Origin of the sequence: Amycolatopsis oliviviridis, assembly GCF_014654365.1 — a bacterium.
GTDB classification, from domain to species: domain Bacteria; phylum Actinomycetota; class Actinomycetes; order Mycobacteriales; family Pseudonocardiaceae; genus Amycolatopsis; species Amycolatopsis oliviviridis.
This window is the reverse complement of the sequence record NZ_BNAY01000002.1, coordinates 1,007,017-1,026,892: the sequence shown is the minus strand read 5'-3', so window position 1 is coordinate 1,026,892 and position 19,876 is coordinate 1,007,017. Positions and strand designations below refer to the sequence as shown.

The 19,876-nt window shown below is 71.1% G+C and carries 21 protein-coding genes; 9 read left to right on the top strand and 12 right to left on the bottom strand.

Translation table 11 applies throughout. The features are described 5' to 3' along the window. The first annotated feature begins 3 nt into the window (after positions 1-3). Positions 4-849: a cell division protein FtsQ/DivIB gene (locus IE302_RS11980; protein ID WP_191254530.1), complete on the top strand. Its 846-nt coding sequence runs from the start codon at positions 4-6 to the stop codon at positions 847-849. 71 nt (positions 850-920) lie between these two features. On the opposite strand, the gene IE302_RS11975 is transcribed toward IE302_RS11980, so the two are convergent. Beyond that, complete coding sequence (locus tag IE302_RS11975) at positions 921-1,670, bottom strand: TetR/AcrR family transcriptional regulator (protein ID WP_191254529.1); 750 nt, start codon at positions 1,668-1,670, stop codon at positions 921-923. Positions 1,671-1,765: 95 nt separating this feature from the next. Between IE302_RS11975 and IE302_RS11970 the strand changes: the two genes are divergently transcribed. Continuing rightward, entirely contained in the window at positions 1,766-2,599 is an 834-nt protein-coding gene (locus tag IE302_RS11970) for an NAD(P)H-binding protein (RefSeq protein WP_191254528.1), read from the top strand. Between the two features lie 78 nt (positions 2,600-2,677). Here the strand turns inward: IE302_RS11970 and IE302_RS11965 are convergent, their stop codons facing one another. Together IE302_RS11965 and IE302_RS11960 are read right to left on the bottom strand one after the other, a co-directional pair. Next, positions 2,678-3,493, bottom strand: coding sequence for a hypothetical protein (locus tag IE302_RS11965; RefSeq protein WP_191254527.1), 816 nt, complete (start codon positions 3,491-3,493; stop codon positions 2,678-2,680). 130 nt (positions 3,494-3,623) lie between these two features. Continuing rightward, complete coding sequence (locus IE302_RS11960) at positions 3,624-5,675, bottom strand: Stk1 family PASTA domain-containing Ser/Thr kinase (RefSeq protein WP_191254526.1); 2,052 nt, start codon at positions 5,673-5,675, stop codon at positions 3,624-3,626. A gap of 184 nt (positions 5,676-5,859) precedes the next feature. On the opposite strand from IE302_RS11960, the gene IE302_RS11955 reads away from it, so the two are divergent. Next, positions 5,860-6,228 (top strand): Rv2175c family DNA-binding protein, encoded by a 369-nt coding sequence (locus tag IE302_RS11955; RefSeq protein ID WP_191254525.1) that lies wholly within the window; start codon positions 5,860-5,862, stop codon positions 6,226-6,228. On the opposite strand, the gene IE302_RS11950 is transcribed toward IE302_RS11955, so the two are convergent. Then, positions 6,197-7,375: an MFS transporter gene (locus IE302_RS11950; RefSeq protein ID WP_191254524.1), complete on the bottom strand. Its 1,179-nt coding sequence runs from the start codon at positions 7,373-7,375 to the stop codon at positions 6,197-6,199. The two genes, IE302_RS11955 and IE302_RS11950, sit on opposite strands and share 32 nt — an antisense overlap. Positions 7,376-7,397: 22 nt before the next feature. Between IE302_RS11950 and IE302_RS11945 the strand changes: the two genes are divergently transcribed. Further along, positions 7,398-7,958: a CGNR zinc finger domain-containing protein gene (locus IE302_RS11945; RefSeq protein ID WP_191254523.1), complete on the top strand. Its 561-nt coding sequence runs from the start codon at positions 7,398-7,400 to the stop codon at positions 7,956-7,958. Between the two features lie 59 nt (positions 7,959-8,017). Here IE302_RS11945 and IE302_RS11940 read toward each other — a convergent pair whose 3' ends face one another. From IE302_RS11940 to IE302_RS11920, 5 genes are all read right to left on the bottom strand, one after another. Then, the gene (locus tag IE302_RS11940; protein WP_191254522.1) at positions 8,018-8,806 is read right to left on the bottom strand and encodes an LLM class F420-dependent oxidoreductase; all 789 of its coding nucleotides are present in this window, start codon (positions 8,804-8,806) and stop codon (positions 8,018-8,020) included. Beyond that, entirely contained in the window at positions 8,803-9,732 is a 930-nt protein-coding gene (locus IE302_RS11935; RefSeq protein ID WP_191254521.1) for a phytoene/squalene synthase family protein, read from the bottom strand. Before IE302_RS11935 ends, IE302_RS11940 begins: the two co-directional genes overlap by 4 nt. Beyond that, positions 9,729-11,204, bottom strand: coding sequence for a phytoene desaturase family protein (gene crtI, locus IE302_RS11930; RefSeq protein WP_191254520.1), 1,476 nt, complete (start codon positions 11,202-11,204; stop codon positions 9,729-9,731). The genes IE302_RS11935 and crtI overlap by 4 nt, the downstream gene beginning before the upstream one ends. Further along, entirely contained in the window at positions 11,204-12,295 is a 1,092-nt protein-coding gene (locus tag IE302_RS11925; protein WP_191254519.1) for a polyprenyl synthetase family protein, read from the bottom strand. Before IE302_RS11925 ends, crtI begins: the two co-directional genes overlap by 1 nt. Positions 12,296-12,428: 133 nt before the next feature. Beyond that, positions 12,429-12,992 carry a CGNR zinc finger domain-containing protein gene (locus tag IE302_RS11920; protein WP_191254518.1) on the bottom strand — a complete coding sequence of 188 codons (564 nt, stop codon included), beginning with the start codon at positions 12,990-12,992 and terminating at the stop codon, positions 12,429-12,431. A gap of 48 nt (positions 12,993-13,040) precedes the next feature. On the opposite strand from IE302_RS11920, the gene IE302_RS11915 reads away from it, so the two are divergent. After that, positions 13,041-13,709, top strand: coding sequence for an AzlC family ABC transporter permease (locus tag IE302_RS11915; RefSeq protein ID WP_191254517.1), 669 nt, complete (start codon positions 13,041-13,043; stop codon positions 13,707-13,709). Next, the gene (locus IE302_RS11910; protein ID WP_191254516.1) at positions 13,706-14,011 is read left to right on the top strand and encodes an AzlD domain-containing protein; all 306 of its coding nucleotides are present in this window, start codon (positions 13,706-13,708) and stop codon (positions 14,009-14,011) included. The genes IE302_RS11915 and IE302_RS11910 overlap by 4 nt, the downstream gene beginning before the upstream one ends. Here IE302_RS11910 and merB read toward each other — a convergent pair. After that, positions 14,008-14,685 carry an organomercurial lyase gene (merB, locus tag IE302_RS11905; protein ID WP_191254515.1) on the bottom strand — a complete coding sequence of 226 codons (678 nt, stop codon included), beginning with the start codon at positions 14,683-14,685 and terminating at the stop codon, positions 14,008-14,010. The genes IE302_RS11910 and merB overlap by 4 nt on opposite strands. Positions 14,686-14,822: 137 nt before the next feature. Between merB and metF the strand changes: the two genes are divergently transcribed. The 3 genes from metF (at position 14,823) to IE302_RS11890 (ending at position 18,726) form a co-directional block, all read left to right on the top strand. Then, a complete protein-coding gene (gene metF, locus IE302_RS11900) occupies positions 14,823-15,707 on the top strand; it encodes a methylenetetrahydrofolate reductase [NAD(P)H] (RefSeq protein ID WP_191254514.1) in 885 nt (294 codons plus the stop codon). A 42-nt stretch (positions 15,708-15,749) separates the two neighbouring features. Then, complete coding sequence (locus tag IE302_RS11895; RefSeq protein WP_191254513.1) at positions 15,750-17,435, top strand: DUF885 domain-containing protein; 1,686 nt, start codon at positions 15,750-15,752, stop codon at positions 17,433-17,435. A 409-nt stretch (positions 17,436-17,844) separates the two neighbouring features. Then, a complete protein-coding gene (locus IE302_RS11890; protein WP_191254512.1) occupies positions 17,845-18,726 on the top strand; it encodes a DMT family transporter in 882 nt (293 codons plus the stop codon). Here IE302_RS11890 and IE302_RS11885 read toward each other — a convergent pair. Both IE302_RS11885 and IE302_RS11880 read right to left on the bottom strand, forming a co-directional pair. After that, positions 18,723-19,286 carry a GNAT family N-acetyltransferase gene (locus tag IE302_RS11885; RefSeq protein ID WP_191254511.1) on the bottom strand — a complete coding sequence of 188 codons (564 nt, stop codon included), beginning with the start codon at positions 19,284-19,286 and terminating at the stop codon, positions 18,723-18,725. The two genes, IE302_RS11890 and IE302_RS11885, sit on opposite strands and share 4 nt — an antisense overlap. Beyond that, entirely contained in the window at positions 19,283-19,813 is a 531-nt protein-coding gene (locus tag IE302_RS11880) for a YbaK/EbsC family protein (protein WP_191254510.1), read from the bottom strand. Before IE302_RS11880 ends, IE302_RS11885 begins: the two co-directional genes overlap by 4 nt. Positions 19,814-19,876 lie beyond the last annotated feature (63 nt).

Below are 19,876 nucleotides of genomic sequence, written 5' to 3'. Positions count from 1 at the left end.
CGGATGACACAGACCGGGGAACGCCGCCGCCCGGCCGAACCCGGTCGGCGTCCGCGCTCTGAACGCTCCGAACGGGTCAAGCGGACTCCGCGGGCCGAACGGACTCAACGGCTGAAGGAGCGGCGCGGCAGGCGGTCCGTGTACGACCGCCGCCGCACCGCCCGGCCCGTGAGGCGCAAGGAGATGCGGCGGCGCTGGGTCGCGCTGCTTTCGGTGCTCACGGTCGCCGCGCTGGTCTATCTGCTGTGGTTCAGTTCGATGCTGGGCGTGCAGCAGGTCGACGTCGTCGGGGCGAGTTCCGTTCCGGCGGACCAGATCCGCGGCACGGCGGCGGTACCGGACCAGAAGCCGATGCTGCGCCTGGACACCGACGAGATCCGGGACCGGGTGGCGCAGATGCCCGGCATCGCCACCGTCGACGTCGCCCGATCCTGGCCGAACACCCTCGAGATCACCGTGACCGAACGCGCCGCGATCGCGTTCTTCGACAGCGGGCCCGGCGGCGACGGCGTGCACCTGGTCGACGGCGCGGGCGTCGTGTTCAAGACGGTCAAGGAACGGCCCGCGGGGCTGCCCGAGCTCAAGCTGCCCTCGGTGTCGGCCGACGATCCGGTGACCCGCGCGGTGACCGGCGTCCTCGGCGTGATCCCGCAGCAGCTGCTCAAGCAGGTCACCACCGCGACGGCGAAGACGCCCGGCAGCGTCGAGTTCGCGCTGGCCGACGGGAAGACCGTGCGGTGGGGGACCTCGGCCGACACCGAACGCAAGGCGAAGGTCCTGGCCGCGCTGCTCACCCGCGAGGGCAAGGTCTTCGACGTCTCCGCACCGGATCTGCCCACCGTCTCCTGACGCGTTTCGTCCTCTGGATGCGGTAGTTCGCGTTACCGACTACCGCATCCAGAGGACGAAACGCGGGGCGCTCAGTGGGGGATCAGCGCTTCGATGCCGTCCAGCATGCGCTCCAGCCCGAAGGTGAAGGTCTCGTCGGCGGCCTCGCAGGTCTCCGCGTCGTAGCCGCCGGTTTCCCAGATCCGGGTCATCGCCGGATGCCGCTCGACGTCGAAGTACTTCTCCCAGAACACCGACCGCTGCCCCCACCAGGCGTCCGTCGACTGCCCGGTCTGCTGCTCGACCTGCACGGTCTCGGCGAACAGCGTCGCGTTCGCCTGCACGTAGATCTCGATGCTGTTCGCGGCCGCGGCCGCCTTGCGCGGCGCCAGCCCGATGTCGGACACCGCCGCGATCAGGTACTCCTGGCCCGCCATCAGCCCGGGTCCGAGCACCGGCCGCACCATCGACGTCGAACGCAGCCACGGATGCGCCCGGAACACGGCCAGGGTGCGTTCGGCGTAGAGCCGCACCTGCTCGCGCCAGCCGTCCGGCCGGGGATCGCCGGGACCGGGAAGGCCCCGTTCGGCGAGCACCGTGTCCACCATGAGGTCCAGCAGTTCGGTCTTGCCGGGGACGTAGGTGTACAGCGTCATCGTGCCGACGCCGAGTTCCTCGGCGATCCGGCTCATCGACACGGTCGCCTCGCCCGCGCCGTCGGCGAGCGCGACGGCGGTGGCGATCACCTGGCCGAGGGTCAGTTTCGGCTTCCGCCCCCTGGTCGGCTGCCGGGCCTCGCCGCGGTCACGCCACAACAGTTCGAGGCTGCGCTCGAAGTCCATCCACACTCCACTCGGCCGTGAAACTGGATTCTACATTCCCGTATCAGGTACGGTTAACTCATTCCCGTAGGACGTACGAAAAGGAGTGGGGAATCGTGACGATCCTGGTGACCGGAGCGACCGGAAGCGTCGGCAGGCTGCTGGTCGACGAACTGGTGCAAGCCGGGGCGCCGGTGCGGGCGCTGACCGTCAACCCGGCGAAGGCGGCACTGCCGGCGCAGGTCGAGGTGGCCAAGGGGTATCTGGGCAAGCCGGAGACGCTGCCGGCAGCCCTCGAAGGCGTCGAGACCGTGTACCTGGCGCCGCTGGCGGACACGGTGGACGACTTCGTGAAGCTGGCGAAGGAGGCCGGGGTGCGCCGGGTGGTGGCACTGTCGGGCAGCAACGCCGACGACCCGTCGGAGGGCTCGAGCGGCGTGGCGTACGCGATCATCGAGAAGGCGATCCGGGAGGCGGAGTTCGACTGGACGTTCCTGCGGCCGGGCGCGTTCATGAACAACACCCTCGGCTGGGTGGAGACGATCAAGGCCGAGCGGGTGGTCCGCGAGGCCTACCCCGAATCCAGGACGACGCCGATCGACCTCGGGGACATCGCCGCCGTCGCGGCGCACGTCCTCCTGACCGAGGGGCACGTCGGCAAGAAGCACACGCTGAGCGGGCCCACGGCGATCAGCCAGCGCGAGCAGGTCGCCGCCATCTCCGCCGCGCTCGGCGAGGAGGTGACCTTCCAGGAACTCACCCGGGAGGAGGCGAACAAGCAGTGGGCCGACGCCGGGATCCCGGCGGAGATCGCGGAGTGGTTGCTCGACGGCTTCGCGTACTTCACCGAGAACCCCGACAAGCCGACGGGCGTCGTCCAGGAGCTCACCGGACGGCCCGGGGTCACGTACGCGGAATGGGCCGTGGCGAACGCCGACGCGTTCCGCTGACGCACCCGCGCGTTTAGTCCTCTGGATGCGGTAGTTGGCGTCGCGAACTACCGCATTCAGAGGACGAAATGCGGTGGGTCAGCGAGCCCGGCGGGGGAGGCGGGTCGGCAGCGGCGCACCACGCCGCGGCTGGTCAGCCGTCGCCTGAACGGGAGCTTGAACGGGAGCCTGGGCAGGCGGCGAGGACGGCGCTGACGGTCGTTTCGGCTGCGGCAGCGGAGGCGGCGCCTGCGACTCGCGCGGCCAGGCGGGGGTGATCATCGCCTGCGTCCCGACCCGGCGGAACGGCAGCCCGTGCGCCTCCCTGGCGGGCAGGCCGGGCCAGATCTCGCTCGCTTCCTTGGCGGCGTCGCGGATCGCGGTGCCGTCGAGCGAGGTGTGCGTCTCCTCGATGTCGCGGTCGAGCCACTGGACGATGAACTCCAGCGGCCCGTCGGGCGGCAGCGGCCACAGGAAGATCTCGTGGTCGACGTGGAACGCCGAACCGCCCAGCCCCTGCGCGCGCAGCACCGGCTGGTCCGGTTTGGCGGCGGACGGCACGGAGATGGTCTCCGAACTGGCCCGGCGGCCGTCGGGGAAGAGCACCCCGACCAGCAGCGCGTTGTAGTCCGGGACCCGGCGGTGGTCGATCAGGCCTTCGCCGGGTTCGTCCAGCAGGAGATCCCGCGCGTACACCGACAGCTGAAAGGACACCGACTCCGGCCACACCTCGATGCCGCGCAGCGCCACGATGGTCCGTTCGGCCCGCCCCAGCGGCATCGACCAGGGCAGGATCGCCGGGACGATGTACTCGTGCGGCGGCTCCACCCAGGGGCGGCCGTTGTAGCCGAACAGCTCCTGTTCCGGCACCGGGAAGAGGGGACGGCTGCGCGGACCGTCCGTGAAGAAGCTCATCGTGGTCCGGGCGCGAACGAACGCGAGGTGAACCTGTCCGACCTGCCGCTCACGCCGTCAACGACCACCATGCGGTTCACGGTATCCGATGAACAGGCCGGTACTGAACGGTTTCACCGCACCTTTCGCGTCACCCGAAGCCCCTGAGCTTCACTTTCGTGCCCTTCGGCACCTTCGTGCCCGGCTGCGGATCCTGCTGCAGGACGAAGTCGAAACCACCGTTTCCGCCGCCGTGACCGTTGCCGTTGCCCCGACCCTCACGGTCGGCGTCCAGACCCGCCTGGCGCAGGATCTGGATGGCCTCTTCCATCCGTTTGAAGGTCACATTCGGTACTTCGACGGCGTTCGAAACGAACACCCCGATCCGGCGGTTGCTCGCCTTGCCGCCGCCCTTCGGGTCGGTGCGGATCACCTGGCCTGCCGCGAACTGGTCGGAGAACTCCTCGCCCGCCTGGAACGGCTGGAAGCCCGCCTGCTGCAGGATCTGGAAGGCGGCGTCCTTGGCCTGGCCGGTGACGTCCGGGACCGGCGGCAGCGGTTCGGGACCCTTCGACAGGATGATCGTGACCTGCCCGCCGATGTTCAGCTGCGAACCGGGGCTCGGGTCGACGCGGATCACCTTGCCCTTGGCGACTTCGCTGTACTCCTGCTCGCCCTGAGCCGGGGTCAGCTGGGCGGCCTTGATCGCCGTCTCCGCGTCCTGCTGGCTGGTGCCGGCCTGGATGTCCGGCACGATCGGGCGGCCCTTCGACAGCACGACGTTGACCGTGGCGCCCGGCGCGAGCGACGTGCCCGCCGCGGGGTCGGACCGGATCACCGTGTGCTGCGCGGCGGTGTCGCTGTACTCCTCGGTGTAGGCCGGGGTCAGCTTCGCCGTCCGGAGCGCGTCACCGGCGGCGGCCTGGTTCATCCCGGCCAGCTTCGGCACCGACGACGAGGTCGGGCCGGTGTCGTTGAGGATGAAGGCGAACGCGCCGATCAGACCGCCGAGGACCAGCGCCGCGGCCGCGATCATCACGTAGAGGCGTTTGCGCGACTGCGGCTGGTCGTCGTCCGCGGAGGGCTTGGGACGCGGGGGAGGCGTTCGCGGCGGCTGGACGGCGGGGAACTGCTGCTCCCGCTGCATCGCCTGCGTACCGCGCGGCCCAGAGACCGGCATGGTCGCTTCGGCGACCGGGGTCAGCACCGTCGTCGCCGCGGTCGGGCTCGCCGGGACGGCCGGGATGCCGGGGGTGGTGCGCTCGGCGTCGGACTCCCGGTCGGCGTCCGCGGGCAGCGGTACGGGCACCGGGACCGCCGGGATCCCGACGGCGGTGCGCAGGTGGTTCAGTTCGGCGAGGAACGCGGTGGCGTCGGCCGGGCGCTGCTCGGGGTCGCGCCGGGTGGCGCGCAGGATCAGCTCGTCCAGCATCGGCGGGATGTCCGGGCGCAGCTCGCTCGGGCGCGGGACGTCGTCGTTGACGTGCCGGTACGCCACCGAGAGGGCGGTGTCGCCGGTGTAGGGCGCGCGTCCGGTGAGCATTTCGTACAGCAGGATCCCCGCCGAGTAGACGTCGCCGCTCGACGTGGTCGCGCCGGTGGCGACCTGTTCGGGGGAGACGTAGGCGACGGTGCCGAGGATGACGCTCGAACTCGTGGTGCCCGCGCTCGCGATCGCGCGGACCAGGCCGAAGTCGCCCACCTTGACCACGCCGCCCGAAAGCGCCGTGCCGCCGCGGCCGATGAGCACGTTCTCCGGTTTGACGTCGCGGTGCACCAGTCCGGCGGCGTGCGCGGCGGCCAGCGCGGAGAGCACCGGTTCGGCGATGCTCAGCGCGAGCGCGACGTCCAGCGGGCCGCGTTCGGCGAGCAGTTCGCGCAGGGTCCCGCCGTCGACGAGTTCCATGACCAGGAACGCGCGGCCGGACTCCTCACCGCCGGGGGTGTCGAAGCCCTGATCGTGCACGGCGACCACATGCGGGTGGTGCAGCCGGGCCGCCGACCGGGCCTCCCGTTCGAAGCGCTCGACGAACGATCTGTCGTCGGCGAACCGCGGGTCCATGATCTTGATGGCGACCTGGCGGTCCAGGCGGGTGTCGACGCCGCGGTACACCGACGACATCCCACCGCGTGCGAGCAGCTTGTCCACCCGGTAGCGGCCCTCGAGCAGAGTGCCCACCAGCGTGGGGTCCGTGCGTGTCACGGCTATGGATCGTACGGAAGTGCCCATGTTCTGGTGTACGGGACCTGGCTCGCCGGGGATCACGATTCGCGGCATTTCGTCGAATCGGCGGTATACGTGATCGGCTGGGCACTCTCCGTGTTGGCGACGTCGTCACCCATGCGTACTAACGGAGCCGGAGACGGAATGTGGCACAGTGTCACCTGTGAGTGGTATTCCCGTCGCCGACGACGTTCTCGACGCAGATGTGGCCGTTCTCCCGCTTCCGGAGGTCGCGACCGCGCTGAACGTTTCGGCCAACAAGGTCCGTCAGATGCTGCGCGACGGCCATCTGATCGCGGTCCGGCGCAAGGGCGAGCTGTACGTCCCGGGCGACTTCCTGGTGAAGGACGGCGTGGTCAAGGGCCTGGCGGGCACCATCACGGTGCTCGCGGACTCGGGCTTCAGCCGGACGGAGATGCTGCGCTGGCTCTTCGCCGAGGACGAGACGCTGCCGGGGACCACGCCGGTCAACGCGCTCCGCACGAGCCACGGAACCGAGGTCAAGCGGCGCGCGCAGGCGATGGCGTTCTAGTCCGGCCGGACGTTCTGACCAGTACATACGTCGCAGCCGCGAGCAGCTGACAGCCCGCCGCCGCGCACAGTGCGGCGGTTACGGAGAGTGTGCTCAACGGCCCCGCGGCCGCCGCTCCCGCCGCGAGCCCGGTGATCTTCACGCTCGCCGCCGTCGTGAAGACCTGCGCCCGTACGGCCGCGGGCGCCTCACGGTGCCGGATGGCGAAAAGGGACGAAAGTTGTGGTCCTTCGGCGAAACCGGCGAGTACGGCGGCGGCCAGCAGGGTCACCGTGTCGTGCCCTGCCGCCGCGAGCAGGAAACTCGCGCCCAGCAGGACGGTGGTGGCGAGCACGGTGCGGTCCGGCGGTGGCGGCTTGCGGGCCAGCACGGCGTTCGCGGCCAGTGACGCGGCGGCCAGCACGGTGAGCAGGAGCGCGCCGAAACCCGGGTTCCCCAGCCGTTGGGCGCCGAGCAGCGGGTAGCAGACCACGGCGATCCCGATCCCGGCGAAGGACACCGTGGACGTCGCGGTGGCCCGGAGCAGGAAACGGTTGCGGAAGAGGACCGAGAAGCCGTCGGCGAGCCGGCGACGGATCGGTTTTGCGGGCTTCGCCTCGACGGCGGGCAGCGACCAGGCCGCGGGGACGGCGGCCGTGACCAGCGTGATCGCGACGGCCATCGCGGCCGGAGCACCGGCGTACGCGGCCACGAACCCGGCGAGTCCCGGTCCGGCGAGGCTCGCGGCGGTGAACGTCATCGCGTCCAGCGCGCTCGCCCTCGCCAGTGGCGTCCGGCCTCGGACGTTGGGTACCTGTGCCGTCCATCCGCCCGCCAAGGCCGGGTTGAGCAGCCCGGCCGCGACGGCCACCGTGATCGCTGCGGGGACCTCGACGAGCGCGAGCACCGCGCCGAGCCCGCCCGCGTAGGCGAGCAGCGCCCATGCCAGCAGGCGTCCCGGCCGGGGACTGCGGTCGAGCAGCGCGCCGAGCAGTGGCCCGCCTGCCGCGGCCGAGATCGTCAGGCCCGCGAGCAGCGCGGACCCGGTTGCGGCCGAGCCGTCGACGCTGAGTCCCAGCAGGAGCAGCGCGGGCCCGGACAGCTCGTCGCCGGTCCTGGCGAGCGTCGCGCCGGTGAGATAGACGGCGAGCCTGTAACGGCTTCTCATTTCTGAGACGTTACAGTGGGGTATGACTTCAGCGCAGCGGGATTTCCTGCCCGGTCGTTCGGCACGGGCGGCGGCGCAGCGGGCGGTGGACTTGCTGGCAGTCCTGCTCGTGCCGGAGCCCTCGGTTCCGGCCGTCCGGTCGGTGCTGGAAGCGCACGGGGAGACCTTCGTCGAGCTGGGGCCCTCCGACCTGACGTCGTTGCGTGAGGCGGCTTCGGAGCTGCGTGACGTCTTCGCGGCACGGGACGCCGCGGAAGCGGCCGGGGTGCTGAACCGGCTGCTGGCCCGGTACGCGCACGCGCCGAGGCTGACCGACCATGCCGACGGGTTCGGCTGGCATCTGCACGTGGACGCCGACGACGACGGGCCGTGGGGCGCATGGCTGGTGACGTCGTCCGCGCTGGCGCTGGCGGTGCTGCTGGCGGACCGTCAGGCTCCGCCGGGTGGATTGTGTGCCGCCTCGGGCTGCGGGAAGCCTTTCGCGCACTTGGGCGGGGGGAGTCCGCGGCGGTACTGCTCGACGCGGTGCGCCACCCGGGAGCGGGTGGCGGCTCACCGTCGCGATCGGTCCCGGATGTCATGAAAGGGTCGTTCAGGACAAGAAACGTCCTGAACGGCCCTTTCATGACACTTGCGAGCGGGTCAGGACTGCTGCTTGTCCCGCCACTGGATCCAGGACCGCAGCTTGTCCAGGTTGTAGTCCGGGCCACCGGTCGCCACGGTGAACAGCGAGACACCCTGCTCCAGCAGCTTCGGCCCGAGCTCCTCCGGCTCGCCTTCGACGGCGACCGAACGCTCGATCTCCTTCGGGTCCCGGCCGACGTCGGCGCAGTGCTGGTCGAGGATCTTGACCTTGCGCTCCACGACCTCCGGGTCGCCGAAGCCGTGCCAGATGTCGGCGTGCTTCGCGACCAGGCGCAGCGTCTTCTTCTCGCCGCCACCACCGATCAGGACCGGGATCTTGCGGGTCGGCGCCGGGTTCAGCTTGCCGAACCGGCTCTCGATCCGCGGAAGCGCCTCGGCGAGGTTGTCGAGCCGCCCGCCGGCGGTGCCGAACTCGTAGCCGTACTCGTCGTAGTCCTTTTCGAACCAGCCGGAGCCGATGCCGAGGATCAGCCGTCCGTCGGAGATGTGGTCGACGGTGCGGGCCATGTCGGCGAGCAGTTCGGGGTTGCGGTAGCTGTTGCACGTCACCAGCGCGCCGATCTCGACCCGCGACGTGGACTCCGCCCAGGCGCCCAGCATGGTCCAGCACTCGTAGTGCAGTCCCTCGGGCTCGCCGTAGAGCGGGTAGAAGTGGTCCCAGTTGAAGACGATGTCCACACCGAGGTCTTCGGCCTCCGAGGCCGCCCGGCGGATCGCCTTGTATTCGGCGTGCTGAGGCTGCAGCTGGACGCCGATCCGGATCTTCCTGTTCGCAGCAGTCGTCATGATCGCACTCTAAGCCTGGAGTTGCTCCAGACGCTCGCCAGCAGTCTCGGAAGGGCGACCGCCAGCCGACGGCGACGCGGCACGACGGCGCGGGTGTCCAGCACGTCGTAACCGAGGGCCGCGATCTCGTCGAGGATGCCTTCGTAGAGCGCGAGCGCGGTCCGCACACAGTCCCGGGATTCCTCACGCAGCAACGGGATTCCCGCTTCGGCGCGGCGGTACACCGCCCGGTTGCGCGCCACCGCCACCGCGAGCGCGCGCCGCACGCGCCGGTCCGGCAGGCCTCGGGCGCGCGACCATTCGAGCAGCTCGCGGTCGACGCCGAACGCGGCCAGTTCCTCGGTGGGCAGATACAGCCGTCCCCGGTCGAGGTCTTCGCCGACGTCGCGCAGGAAGTTGGTCAGCTGGAACGCTTCGCCCAGCGCAGCGGCGCCGGGCACGGCCTCTTCGACCGGGACGACGGTGCCGAAGACCGGCAGCATCTGCAGTCCGATCACCTCGGCCGAACCGTGGATGTACTCCTTGAGGTCGGCGTAGGTCGCGTACTCGGTGATCTTGAGGTCCATCGCCATGGACCGGAGGAACGCGTCGAACAGGTCGCGGTCCAGGTCGTGGCGGCGCACGGTGTCGGCGAGCGCGGCCAGCACCGGATCGGCGGGGGTGCCGCCGTCGAAGACCTGTCCGACCATGACGGCGACGTCGTCCAGTGCGACGGCGGGATCGGTGCCGGGCGCGGGGTTGTCGACCACCTCGTCCGCCATCCGCGCTAAGCCGTACAGCGCGTGTGCGAACGGCCGCGTCCGCGACGGCAGCAGCCGGGTCGCGAGGAAGAAGGTGCGGCCGTAGTGCGCGTTGATGCGGCGGCATTCGGTGTACGCGGCCCGCAACGCCGGTTCGGTGATGCCCGCGGCGTCGAGTTCGTTCATCGGCCGGTGACCCTTCCCGCCGCGAGCCTGCCGGAGATCACCACCGGCGGGATGCCGACGCCCGGTGTCGTCCCGCAGCCCGCCAGCACGACGTTGTCCGCCGCCCGCAGCAGGTTCCCCGGCCGGAACGGTCCGGTCTGGGCGAAGGTGTGCGCGAGCGAGAACGGGGTGCCCGCGGTGAGCCCGCGCTCCGCCCAGCCCGCCGGGGTGATCGTCTCGTCGACGGTGAAGCCGTCCGCGAAGCCGGTGAGGCCGCGCTTTTCCAGTGTGCGCAGGAGTTCCGTGCGATACGCGGGACCGACCCGGCCCCAGTCGATCTTCCCGCGGCGCAGGTTCGGCGCCGGGGCCAGCACCGAGATCACCTGGTCGCCGCCGGGCGCGAGGCCCGGTTCGGTCGCGGTCGGCCGGGTCACCAGCAGCGACGGGTCGCTCATCAGCCTGCCCTCGCGGATGATCTCCGAGAACGTCTTTTCCCAGGCCTGACCGAAGAAGATGGTGTGGTGGCCCAGATCCGGCCACGATTTCGGCGCGTGCCCGTGCAGCACGACGGCCGACGGCGAGTACCGCAGCGGCAGCGGACGCCGCGGGCGGGCGCCGAGCAGCCGGTACGCGGTGCCGAGTTCGGTCGCGAGAACCACGGTGTCGCAAGGGATCCGCTCGCCGGAGCGGGTCCGCACCGCGCGCACCCGCGAGGAAACCCTTTCCAGCCAAGCGGCTTCGGTGCCGAACCGCACTTCCGCGCCCGCGCGTTCGGCCGCTTTCGCCATCGTCCGCGCGATCTCGCCCATCCCGCCCGACGGGTAGTAGACCCCGCCGACGGTGTCCATGTAGGAGATGACGCCGTACGCGCCGATCGCGCGGGCCGGGTCGAGTCCGGCATAGAGCGCCTGGAAGGAGAACAGCCGGCGTACCCGGTCGTCGCGCAGGAACCCGCCGATCTTCGGGCCGAGCCGCCCGAATCCGCCCAGCGCGGCCAGTTTCGCCAGTTCCGGGCGGACGAGATCGAGTGGGGAGTCGAAGTTCGCGCCGATGAAGTGGTCCTTCTGCGCCGCGTACAACTCGGTCAGCCAGCGCCGCAGCCGGCGGTACCCCTCGGCCTCGGCCGGACCGGCGGCCGCGCGGATCTCGGCCTCCATCGCCGCCGCGTCGGTGTGCACGGCGATCGTGCTGCCGTCGGCGAACCTCGCGCGGTACGCCGGGTCGAGCCGCGTCAAGGTCAGGTTGTCCGCCAAGGTTTCGCCGACCGCCGAGAACGCTTCGTCGAGCAGTTCCGGCATGGTCAGCACGCTGGCCCCGGTGTCGACGGTGTTGCCGCCGAAATCCGCCTGCCCGGCCCGGCCCCCGGGAGTCTTGTCCTGCTCCAGCAAGGTCACCCGGCGTCCGGCGCCGAGCAGGTGCAGCGTCGCCGACAGCCCGGCGAGCCCGCCACCGATCACCACCACGTGGTCACTCGGACCGGTGACAGTGCGCATCAGTACGTCCGCTGGGTCGCCTTGACGACCAGCCCGGTCAGCGCGGCGGGAGCGGGTTCGGCCAGGTGGGCGCGGTCCAGCGCGGCCATGGCGGACTCGGTGAGCTCGTCGATGCGGCGTTCCACCGCGTCGACGGCGCCGACGTCCTGCAGCGCCTCGCGCACGGTCTCGACGGCGTCTTCGGACAGGTGCGCGTCGCCGATGGCGTCGGAGATGACCTTCGCCGCGGCGTCCTTGCCCTGCTCGGCCGCCCGCTCCAGTCCCAGTGCGACCAGCAGGGTCCGCTTGCCCTCACGCAGGTCGTCGCCCGCGGGCTTGCCGGTGACCGACGGGTCGCCGAACACGCCGAGCAGGTCGTCGCGCAGCTGGAACGCCACGCCGACCTCGTCGCCGAACTCGCGCAGCGTCGCGATCAGGGCGTCGTCGGCGCCGCCGAGCGCGGCGCCGAGGTGCAGCGGGCGCATGACGGTGTACGCGGCCGTCTTGAGCTTGCAGATGTGCAGCGCGGCCTCGGGGGAGGCGTCGCCGGTGGCCTGGGTGCGGACGTCGAGGTACTGGCCGGCGAGTACTTCGGTGCGCATCGCGCGCCACGCCGGCCGCGCCGCCGCCAGGGCCGCGGGCGGGAGCGGGGCCTCGCCGAACATGTCGTCGGCCCAGGCCAGCGCGAGGTCACCGACCAGGACGGCGGTCGCGAGTCCGAACGTGCTCGGCGAACCCAGCCAGCCGCTGTCGGCGTGCAGCTTCGCGCCCGCGATGTGCACGGTCGGGGAACCGCGGCGCGAATCGGAGGAGTCGATGAGGTCGTCGTGGATCAGCGCGCACGCCTGGATCAACTCCAGGCTCGCCACCGCCTGCAGCACGCCTTCGACGTCCGGCCCGGCCGGATCGCCGCCCGCGCCGCGCCAGCCCCACCAGGCGAACGTCGGGCGCAGGCGTTTGCCGCCGCCCAGCACGAACCCGGCCAGCGCGTCGATCCCGGCCCCCACGGTCGGTTCGGTGCGGCGGATCTCGGCACCGGCGCGCTCGAGGAACCCGGCCAGCGCCCGCTCGACGTGGGCGGGCAGATCGGCGTCGTAGGCGGACGTGTTCATGAGCACATCCTCCGTGAAGGACGCCGCCGTGACCCAGTCGGGTGCCTCCGAATGTGGCGAATCAGACGCACCCCCGCTCGCGTTTAGTCCTCTGGATGCGGTCCTTGCGCGCGCAAGGACCGCATCCAGAGGACTAAACGCGGCCCTTGTCGCGTGCTTCCTTGTCATAGTGCCGCTTGGCCCGCGCCCGGTTTCCGCAGTCCGACGAGCTGCACCAGCGCCGCGACCGGTTGCGCGTCCGGTCGGTGAAGATCCAGCCGCACCCCGGCCCCTCGCACTCCCGGATCCGTGCCAGGTCCCCGGAGCGCAGCAGTTCCTCGGCCTCCAGCGCGAGAAAGTGCGGCAACGCGGTGTCGTCGTTCAACGGCACCGTCCACTTCAGCGGGAGAACAGGCGTGAGTTCTGCGTACCGGTACGCCGCGAGCAGCGGCTTCCGCAGCGCCGTGACATCCGGTGGATCCGACACGAGGACGCCATAGAGCGTCTCGCGGAAGGACCTCACCTCCTCGAGGACGGCCTCGGAGATCTCCAGCCGTTCGGTGCCCGCACCGACCAGGACGACCCATTCGGACAGTCGTTCCGGAGTCGAAAGCCGATCGTCCCGCCTGGCCGGATCGCGTCGCCAGGAAACGGTGTTGACCAGGTCCAACGGCACACTCCCGCCGATGCTGTCGTACCCGTCCCAGTGGCCGTCCACAGATCCTCCTAATGGTCAAACTCAGTTTAGCTTGTTAGGGTCGAAGGCATGACAACGCTCCGGCGGAACTACCTGGCCGGCGCCCGCGTGGGGCTCGGGCTGGGTGTCGCGACCTTCGTCCTCGGCGTCACCTTCGGCGCCTACAGCCAAACCCTGGGCTGGGGGATCGCCGCCCCGATCGTCGCGTCGATCCTCGTGTTCTCCGGCTCGGCCCAGTTCGCGATGGCGACCGCGCTCGCGGGCGGCGGCAACCTCGCCGTCGCGGTCGGCGCCGCGGCCCTGATCAACGCCCGTTTCCTGCCGATGGGCGCCGCCGTCGCCGCGGACCTGCGTGGCGGGCGCCTGCGCCGCGCGTGGGAGGGCCAGGCCGTCGTCGACGGCTCGTGGGTCGCCGCCCACCTCGGCGAAGGCCGCTTCGACCGCGAAAAACTCATCGGCTGCACGCTCGTCCAACTGCCCGCGTGGGTGCTGGGCACGGTGCTCGGCGTCCTGGCCGCGCCGCCTCCGGACGTCGTCGCGCGGTTCGGGCTCGACGTCGTGTTCCCGGGCTTCTTCCTAGTCCTGCTCGTCGACGAGCTGCGCCGTTCGCGCCAGGCGATCCGGACCGCCGCGCTCGCCGCCTGCCTGGCCGGGATCCTGGTGCTGTTCGTGCCGGTCGGTCTCGCGCTGATCGGCGCGTCGGCCGCCGCGCTGGTGGGCCTGGGGGTGCGGCGATGACGCTCTGGCTCGGAATCGTCCTCGTCGCGCTGATCAGCATCGGGTTCAAGGCGGCGGGCCCGGTCCTGCTCGGTGACCGGGAGATGCCGCCGCGCGTGGCCGGCGTCATCGCGCTGCTCGCGCCCGCGCTGCTAGCCGGGCTCGTGCTCACCGAGGTGACCGGCCCGGCCTGGTCGGGCGTCGACTGGACGCTCTGCGCGGGACTGGCCGCGATCGCGGTGACCTACGTGTTGCGCGTGCCGGCGCTCGCCGCGATCCTGTGCGGCGTCGTCGTCACCGCCGCGCTGCGGTTCCTGATCTAGCTCCAGAAGGGGCCGCTCAACCCGGCCTGGTCGAAGTACGCGGCCGCGGCGGCCGGGTCCCGGCGGGTGTAGCCGTGGTCGAGCCTGCCGTCGTACCAGCCTGCCGCGAGCCGCCACAGCGTCCGCAGATCCATCACGTAACCCTTGGCTTGCCCCGTTTCCGCGAGCCATCCGTCCACACAGGACTCACCGCAGAAAAGGCGCTGGTTGCCGCAGGTGTGCACGACGTCGTCCCACATCCGCGCCGCCGGGACGAGGAAATGCGCGACCAGATCACCCGGCGGCGGGGTCTGGGCGTCGACCATCAGGGCCTGCGGTTCGCCGCAGCCGCGGCAGCGCGTGGCCACCAGCACCTCGGGTTCGGCCTTGACCAGATGCGGGATCGCGAACGCGTCCCACGCGCACCCGCCCCACCACAGCGTGTTGGCGCCCATCACGGAGAACCCCAGCGGGATCGCCGCGAACGGGTGAGCCATCACGACGTGTTCGCAGTCGTCGAGCACCACGTGCCGTTGCTCCGCGAGCCGGTGCAGCGCCTGTTTCGCCACCGCGAGCGATCCGTGGGCGGCGTCGGCCAGTTCCGGCGCCGTCGGCGGCCTCCCGTGCTCGGCGAACGCGCGGTAGACCGCGACGCGGACGTCCTCGTCCCAGCTGGTGTCGTGCTCGGCGCTCATGGCGGCTCCCTGTGTCCGCCCCTGAGTCTCCCCAGGCGAGCGCCACTCGGCAACCGCTCGGAAGTGGCTGAAGTCGCACGCCCATAGCCTGAGAGGGGGCTCCCAGCCAGCGGACTTTCCCCCTTAACATGGGCGGTATGACGTCCGTGGTCGAGCGGTTGCAGGGTGATGGACCCGTGTTCTCCATCGAGTTCTTCCCGCCTCGGGACACGGCTGACGAGGCCGTTCTGTGGAAGTCGATCCGGGAACTCGAGCCACTGGACCCGGCGTACATGTCGATCACCTACGGCGCGGGCGGCTCCAGCCGCGACGGCACCATCCGCAGCATCGCCCGCGTCGCCACCGAAACCACGCTGGTGCCGATGGCGCACCTCACCGCCGTGAACCACTCGGTCGCGGAGCTGCGCAACGTCATCGGCTGGTACGCGGCCGTCGGGGTGCGGAACATCCTCGCGCTGCGGGGAGACCCGCCGGGTGACGTCTACGGCGACTGGGTCCCGCATCCGGACGGGCTCAACTACGCCGAGGAGCTCGTCGAACTGGTGCGTTCCCTCGGCGACTTCTGCGTCGGAGTCTCGGCCTTCCCGTACGGCCACCCGAGGTCGGCGAACCTCGAAGCCGACACCGAGTACCTCGTGCGCAAGCTCCGCGCGGGCGCGGATTTCGCGATCGCGCAGCTGTTCTTCGAGCCGGAAGACTTCCTCCGCCTGCGGGACCGGGTCGCGGCCACCGGCTGCGAGGCGCTGGTCATCCCCGGCATCATGCCGCTGACCACGCTGCGGACGCTGCACACGTCGATCAAGCTGTCCGGCGCGCCCGCGCCGCGGCGGCTGCTGGACCGGCTCGAACCGCTGGCCGACGACCCGAAGGCGTTCCGCGCGGCGGGAATCGACACGGTCACCGAGCTGTGCGAGCGGCTCATCGCCGAAGGCGTCCCCGACCTGCACTTCTACACGTTCAACCGGTCCAAGGCCACGCGCGAGGTGGTCAGCAGGCTCGGGCTGGTCCCGGCCCGGGCGTAAGTCTGTACCGGAGGTACCCGCGGTCCCGGTAGCGTGCCGGTCATGGCTTCAACTGCGCAGGGTGTACACCAGATCTGTGACCGGTACGTCGAGGAGATCGCGGCGGCGGACCCGGTCGCCGCGACGACGTACGGCATCGCCGGATACGACGACCAGCTGACCGATTACTCGCCCGCCGGGCACGCGGCGCGGTCCGCCATCGCCGCCCGTGCGCTGGCCGACATCCAGGCGGCCGAACCCGCCGACGACGGCGAACGCGCGGCCAAGGCGGTCTTCGCCGAGCGGATCGGGTTGCAGCTGGAGATCCACGAGGCGGGGCTCGACCTCGCGGCGTTGAACGTGATCGAAAGCCCCGTGCAGGAACTGCGCATGGTCTTCGACTTCATGCCCACCGACACCGCGCAGGACTGGGCGACGATCGCCGCCCGGATGGCGAAGGTGCCCGAGGCGCTCGACAGTCTCCGTACCGGGCTGCTCGCGGCCGCGGGCGCCGGCCGCGTGTCGGCGTTGCGGCAGGTCGGCAAGGTCGCCGAGCAGGCCGAAACCTGGGCGGGGCTGAAGGACGACGCCGGTTTCTTCGAGAACCTCGTCTCGGGCGCGAAGGACATCGACGAGAAGCTCCGCGCCGAACTCGGCCAGGCCGCTCACGCCGCTCAGGAGGCGTACGCGGAGTTCGCCGGATTCCTCCGCGCCGAGCTCGCCCCGCTGGCCCCGGTCAAGGACGCCGTCGGCGCCGAGGTCTACAAGCTGTGGTCCCGGGTGTTCACCGGCGCCACCCTCGACCTGGACGAGGCCTACACCTGGGGCTGGGCCGAATTCACCCGCATCGAAACGGAGATGCGCGAGGTCGCCGGCCGGATCAAGCCCGGCGCCACCCTCGCCGAGGCGGCCGCCGCGCTCGACGCGGACCCCAAGTACGTCGTGCGCGGCCGGGCGGAATTCCAGGCCTGGATGCAGAACCTGTCCGACAACGCGCTGAAGTCGTTGCGGGGCAAGCACTTCGATATCTCCGACCAGGTCATGGGGCTGGAGTGCAAGATCGCCCCACCGGGCGGGACCGTCGGCGCGTACTACACCGGCCCCAGCGAGGACTTCTCGCGCCCCGGCCGCATGTGGTGGTCGCTGCCGCAGGGCCGGGACGAGTTCACCACCTGGCGCGAGGTCAGCACGGTCTATCACGAGGGCGCGCCGGGCCACCACCTGCAGATCGCGACCGCCGTCGACCAGTCGGGCTCGCTCAACAAGTACCAGCGGCTGCTGGCGTTCACGTCCGGGCACGCGGAGGGCTGGGCCCTGTACTCCGAGCGGCTCATGCAGGACCTCGGTTTCCTCTCCGACGACGGTGAGCTCTTCGGCATGCTGTCCGAGCAGCTGTTCCGCGCCGCGCGCGTGATCGTCGACATCGGCATGCACCTGGAGCTGGAGATCCCGGCAGGCCCCGGTTTCCACGAGGGCGAGCGGTGGACGCCCGAACTGGGCCTGGAGTTCATGCTCACCCGGACCGTCACCGACCCGGCCCACGTGCACGACGAGATCGACCGCTACCTGGGCTGGCCCGGGCAGGCGCCGTCGTACAAGCTCGGTGAACGCCTCTGGCTCGCCGCACGCGACGAGGCCCGCGCCCGGCAGGGCGACGCGTTCGACATCAAGCAGTTCCACACGCGGGCGCTGGCGCTGGGCGGGATGGGCCTGGACACCCTTCGCGAGATGCTCGCCGCCCTCGACTGAGCTGAAATTTCTGTCGAGCGCTGACGAAAACCCGCCGAAGGGGCGCCGAGCCGCTTGCAACTCACGTTGTTCGCGGAGGCGCCCCTTCATCGTGTTTTCGTGGGCCTTCGGCCCGAAAGAGGGCGCTCGACGGTGAAGTCTCCGTCGGGCGCGGGGCGCCCTTGGGGAGACCTCTTGGGCGAGTCCCTTCGCTCAAGACGGGGTGCCGCAATTCACGTGCCTCCGCCACCGGAGCCTTGATACGTTCCCCTCGTGCACCGGATCTTTCTCGTCACCCCACCCCCCGCCTCCTGAGCGGGGTGTCTCCGGCCGCGTGGCGTTCCCGCCGCCCGGCCGATCCGTGCTGCACTGAAGCACCCCGCGTCGTCGACGTCCTTTCCGACAGACACAGACGCAGGAGCGTTTCCCCATGTCCGTTGCCGTACCCACGCGCGCCCGATCGTCGGCCGCGCTCGTCCTCGCCGGCGTCCTCTGGGGAACCGGCGGCCTCGCCGGATCCCTGCTCGCCTCCCGCGCGGGGCTCCATCCGCTGAGCGTCGCCGCGTACCGGCTGCTCATCGGCGGCGTGATCGCCACCGGCTATCTCTGGCTCACCGGAGGTCTCCGCGGTCTTCCCCGGACTTCCCGGGTCCGCCGCCGTCTGCTCACCGTAGGCGGCCTGTTCGCCCTCTTCCAGACCAGCTATTTCGCCGCGGTCTCCCTGAGTTCCGTGAGCGTCGCGACCATGACCACCATCGGCAGCGCACCCGTCCTGCTCGCCGTCGCGACGTTCGTCAAAACGCGCAGCCTTCCCGGAGCGTGGACGGCGGTGTCCCTGGCCGGTTCCCTCGTCGGACTCGCGTTGCTGCAAGGGACACCGGGGGAGAAGGTCAACGCCGCCGGAGTGTTCTTCGCGCTCCTCGCCGCGGCCGGGTTCGCCGCGCTGACCCTGGTGACCGCGACCCGGGTCGAAGGGCTGGATCCCTTGCCCACCACGGCATTCGGCTGCCTGATCGGCGGAGCCTTGCTCACCCCTGCCGCATTGTGGTTCGGGATGGCCGTGCCGTTCCAAGTCGACGTGCTCGCGCTGGTGCTCTACTTCGGCGTCGTGCCCACGGCGCTGGCGTATGCCGCGTACTTCCGCGGCCTCGAAGGCGCGCATCCCGTGCTCGCGGCGTTGTCCGCCCTGCTCGAACCGCTGACCGCCGCGCTGCTGTCGATGGCCGTGCTCGGGGAACGGCTCGGCGCCGTGGGCTGGTGCGGCGCGGCGGTGCTCATCGCCGCGCTCGCCGTCGCCTACTCGAAACCCTAGAGCGGCAGCGTCCGGCCGAGGATCGCGAACGCCCGCGGATCCCCGGCGAAGTGGTAGTCCCGCAGCACATCGACGAATCCGACGCGCCGGTACAGGTTCCAGGCCCGGCTGGTGCCTTCCGGCGTGGAAAGGAGGACGTGGGCGCTGGGCACGCCGTCGAGCAGCCGTCGCAGGAGGTCCTCGCCGATCCGCTTCCCCTGGCTTTCGGGGCTGACGTGGATCTCGGTGAGCTCGAAGTAGTCGGACATCCAGTGCTCGGCGGCGGCCTGGCCGTCCCGGCGGGTCAGGCCGTGGCGGACCTGTTCGTGCCACCACTGGCCGCCGCGGCCCTTGTATCCGTAGGCGAGCCCGAGCAGGACGCCGTCCGCGTCGAGCGCGGCCATGCAGCGCCAGCCTTCGCGCAGCGCGTGCGTGAGCCACATCGGCGCGCGCTGTTCCGCCGTGCCTTCGGGGTAGCGCATGGCGTTGACGTAGATGGTCAGCGCCTCGGGGAGCCGGGCGCGGAACTCGTCCGCGGACAGCTGGACGAAACGGGTGCATTCCGAGGACATCGCGGTCACGGGCGCCCATCCTGCCCGTCGCCCGCGACGTCCGCGGGAGTGCCCCCGGTCAGCGAGACGAGGGCGTCGAACGTGGTGGGGTACACCGACTTCGGATGCCCGGCGGCGGCCCAGACGACGTCGTGGGCGCGCAGCGCGGTGTCGACGAGGGTGGGCAACGCCGTCGGGTGACCGACCGGCGCGACGCCGCCGATCGGCTGGCCGGTGTGCGCGCGGACGAAATCCGCGTCCGCCTTGCCGATCTCGTCGGCGCCGGTCAGCGAGGCCAGGAGCCCGGTGTCGGCGCGGTGCGCGCCGGAGGTCAAGGCGAGCAGGGCGGTCTCGGTGTCACCGGTGCGGCTGCGGAACACGAGGCTGTTCGCGATCGCGCCGACCTCGACACCGAGCGCCTCGGCGGCCTGCGCGGCCGTGCGGACTTCGGCGGGGAGGATCCGGATCCCGTCCGCGGCGGCCTGCTGGCCCGCTTCGGCGAGCGCGGCCGCGACCTTGGCCACCGAGGGATGACCGGACTGGTCGATGGTGCTCATACGCCTATGAGATCACGTGGCCGATCCCGTGTCCCGCGCCACATGCGGCGATCACCCCGCTAC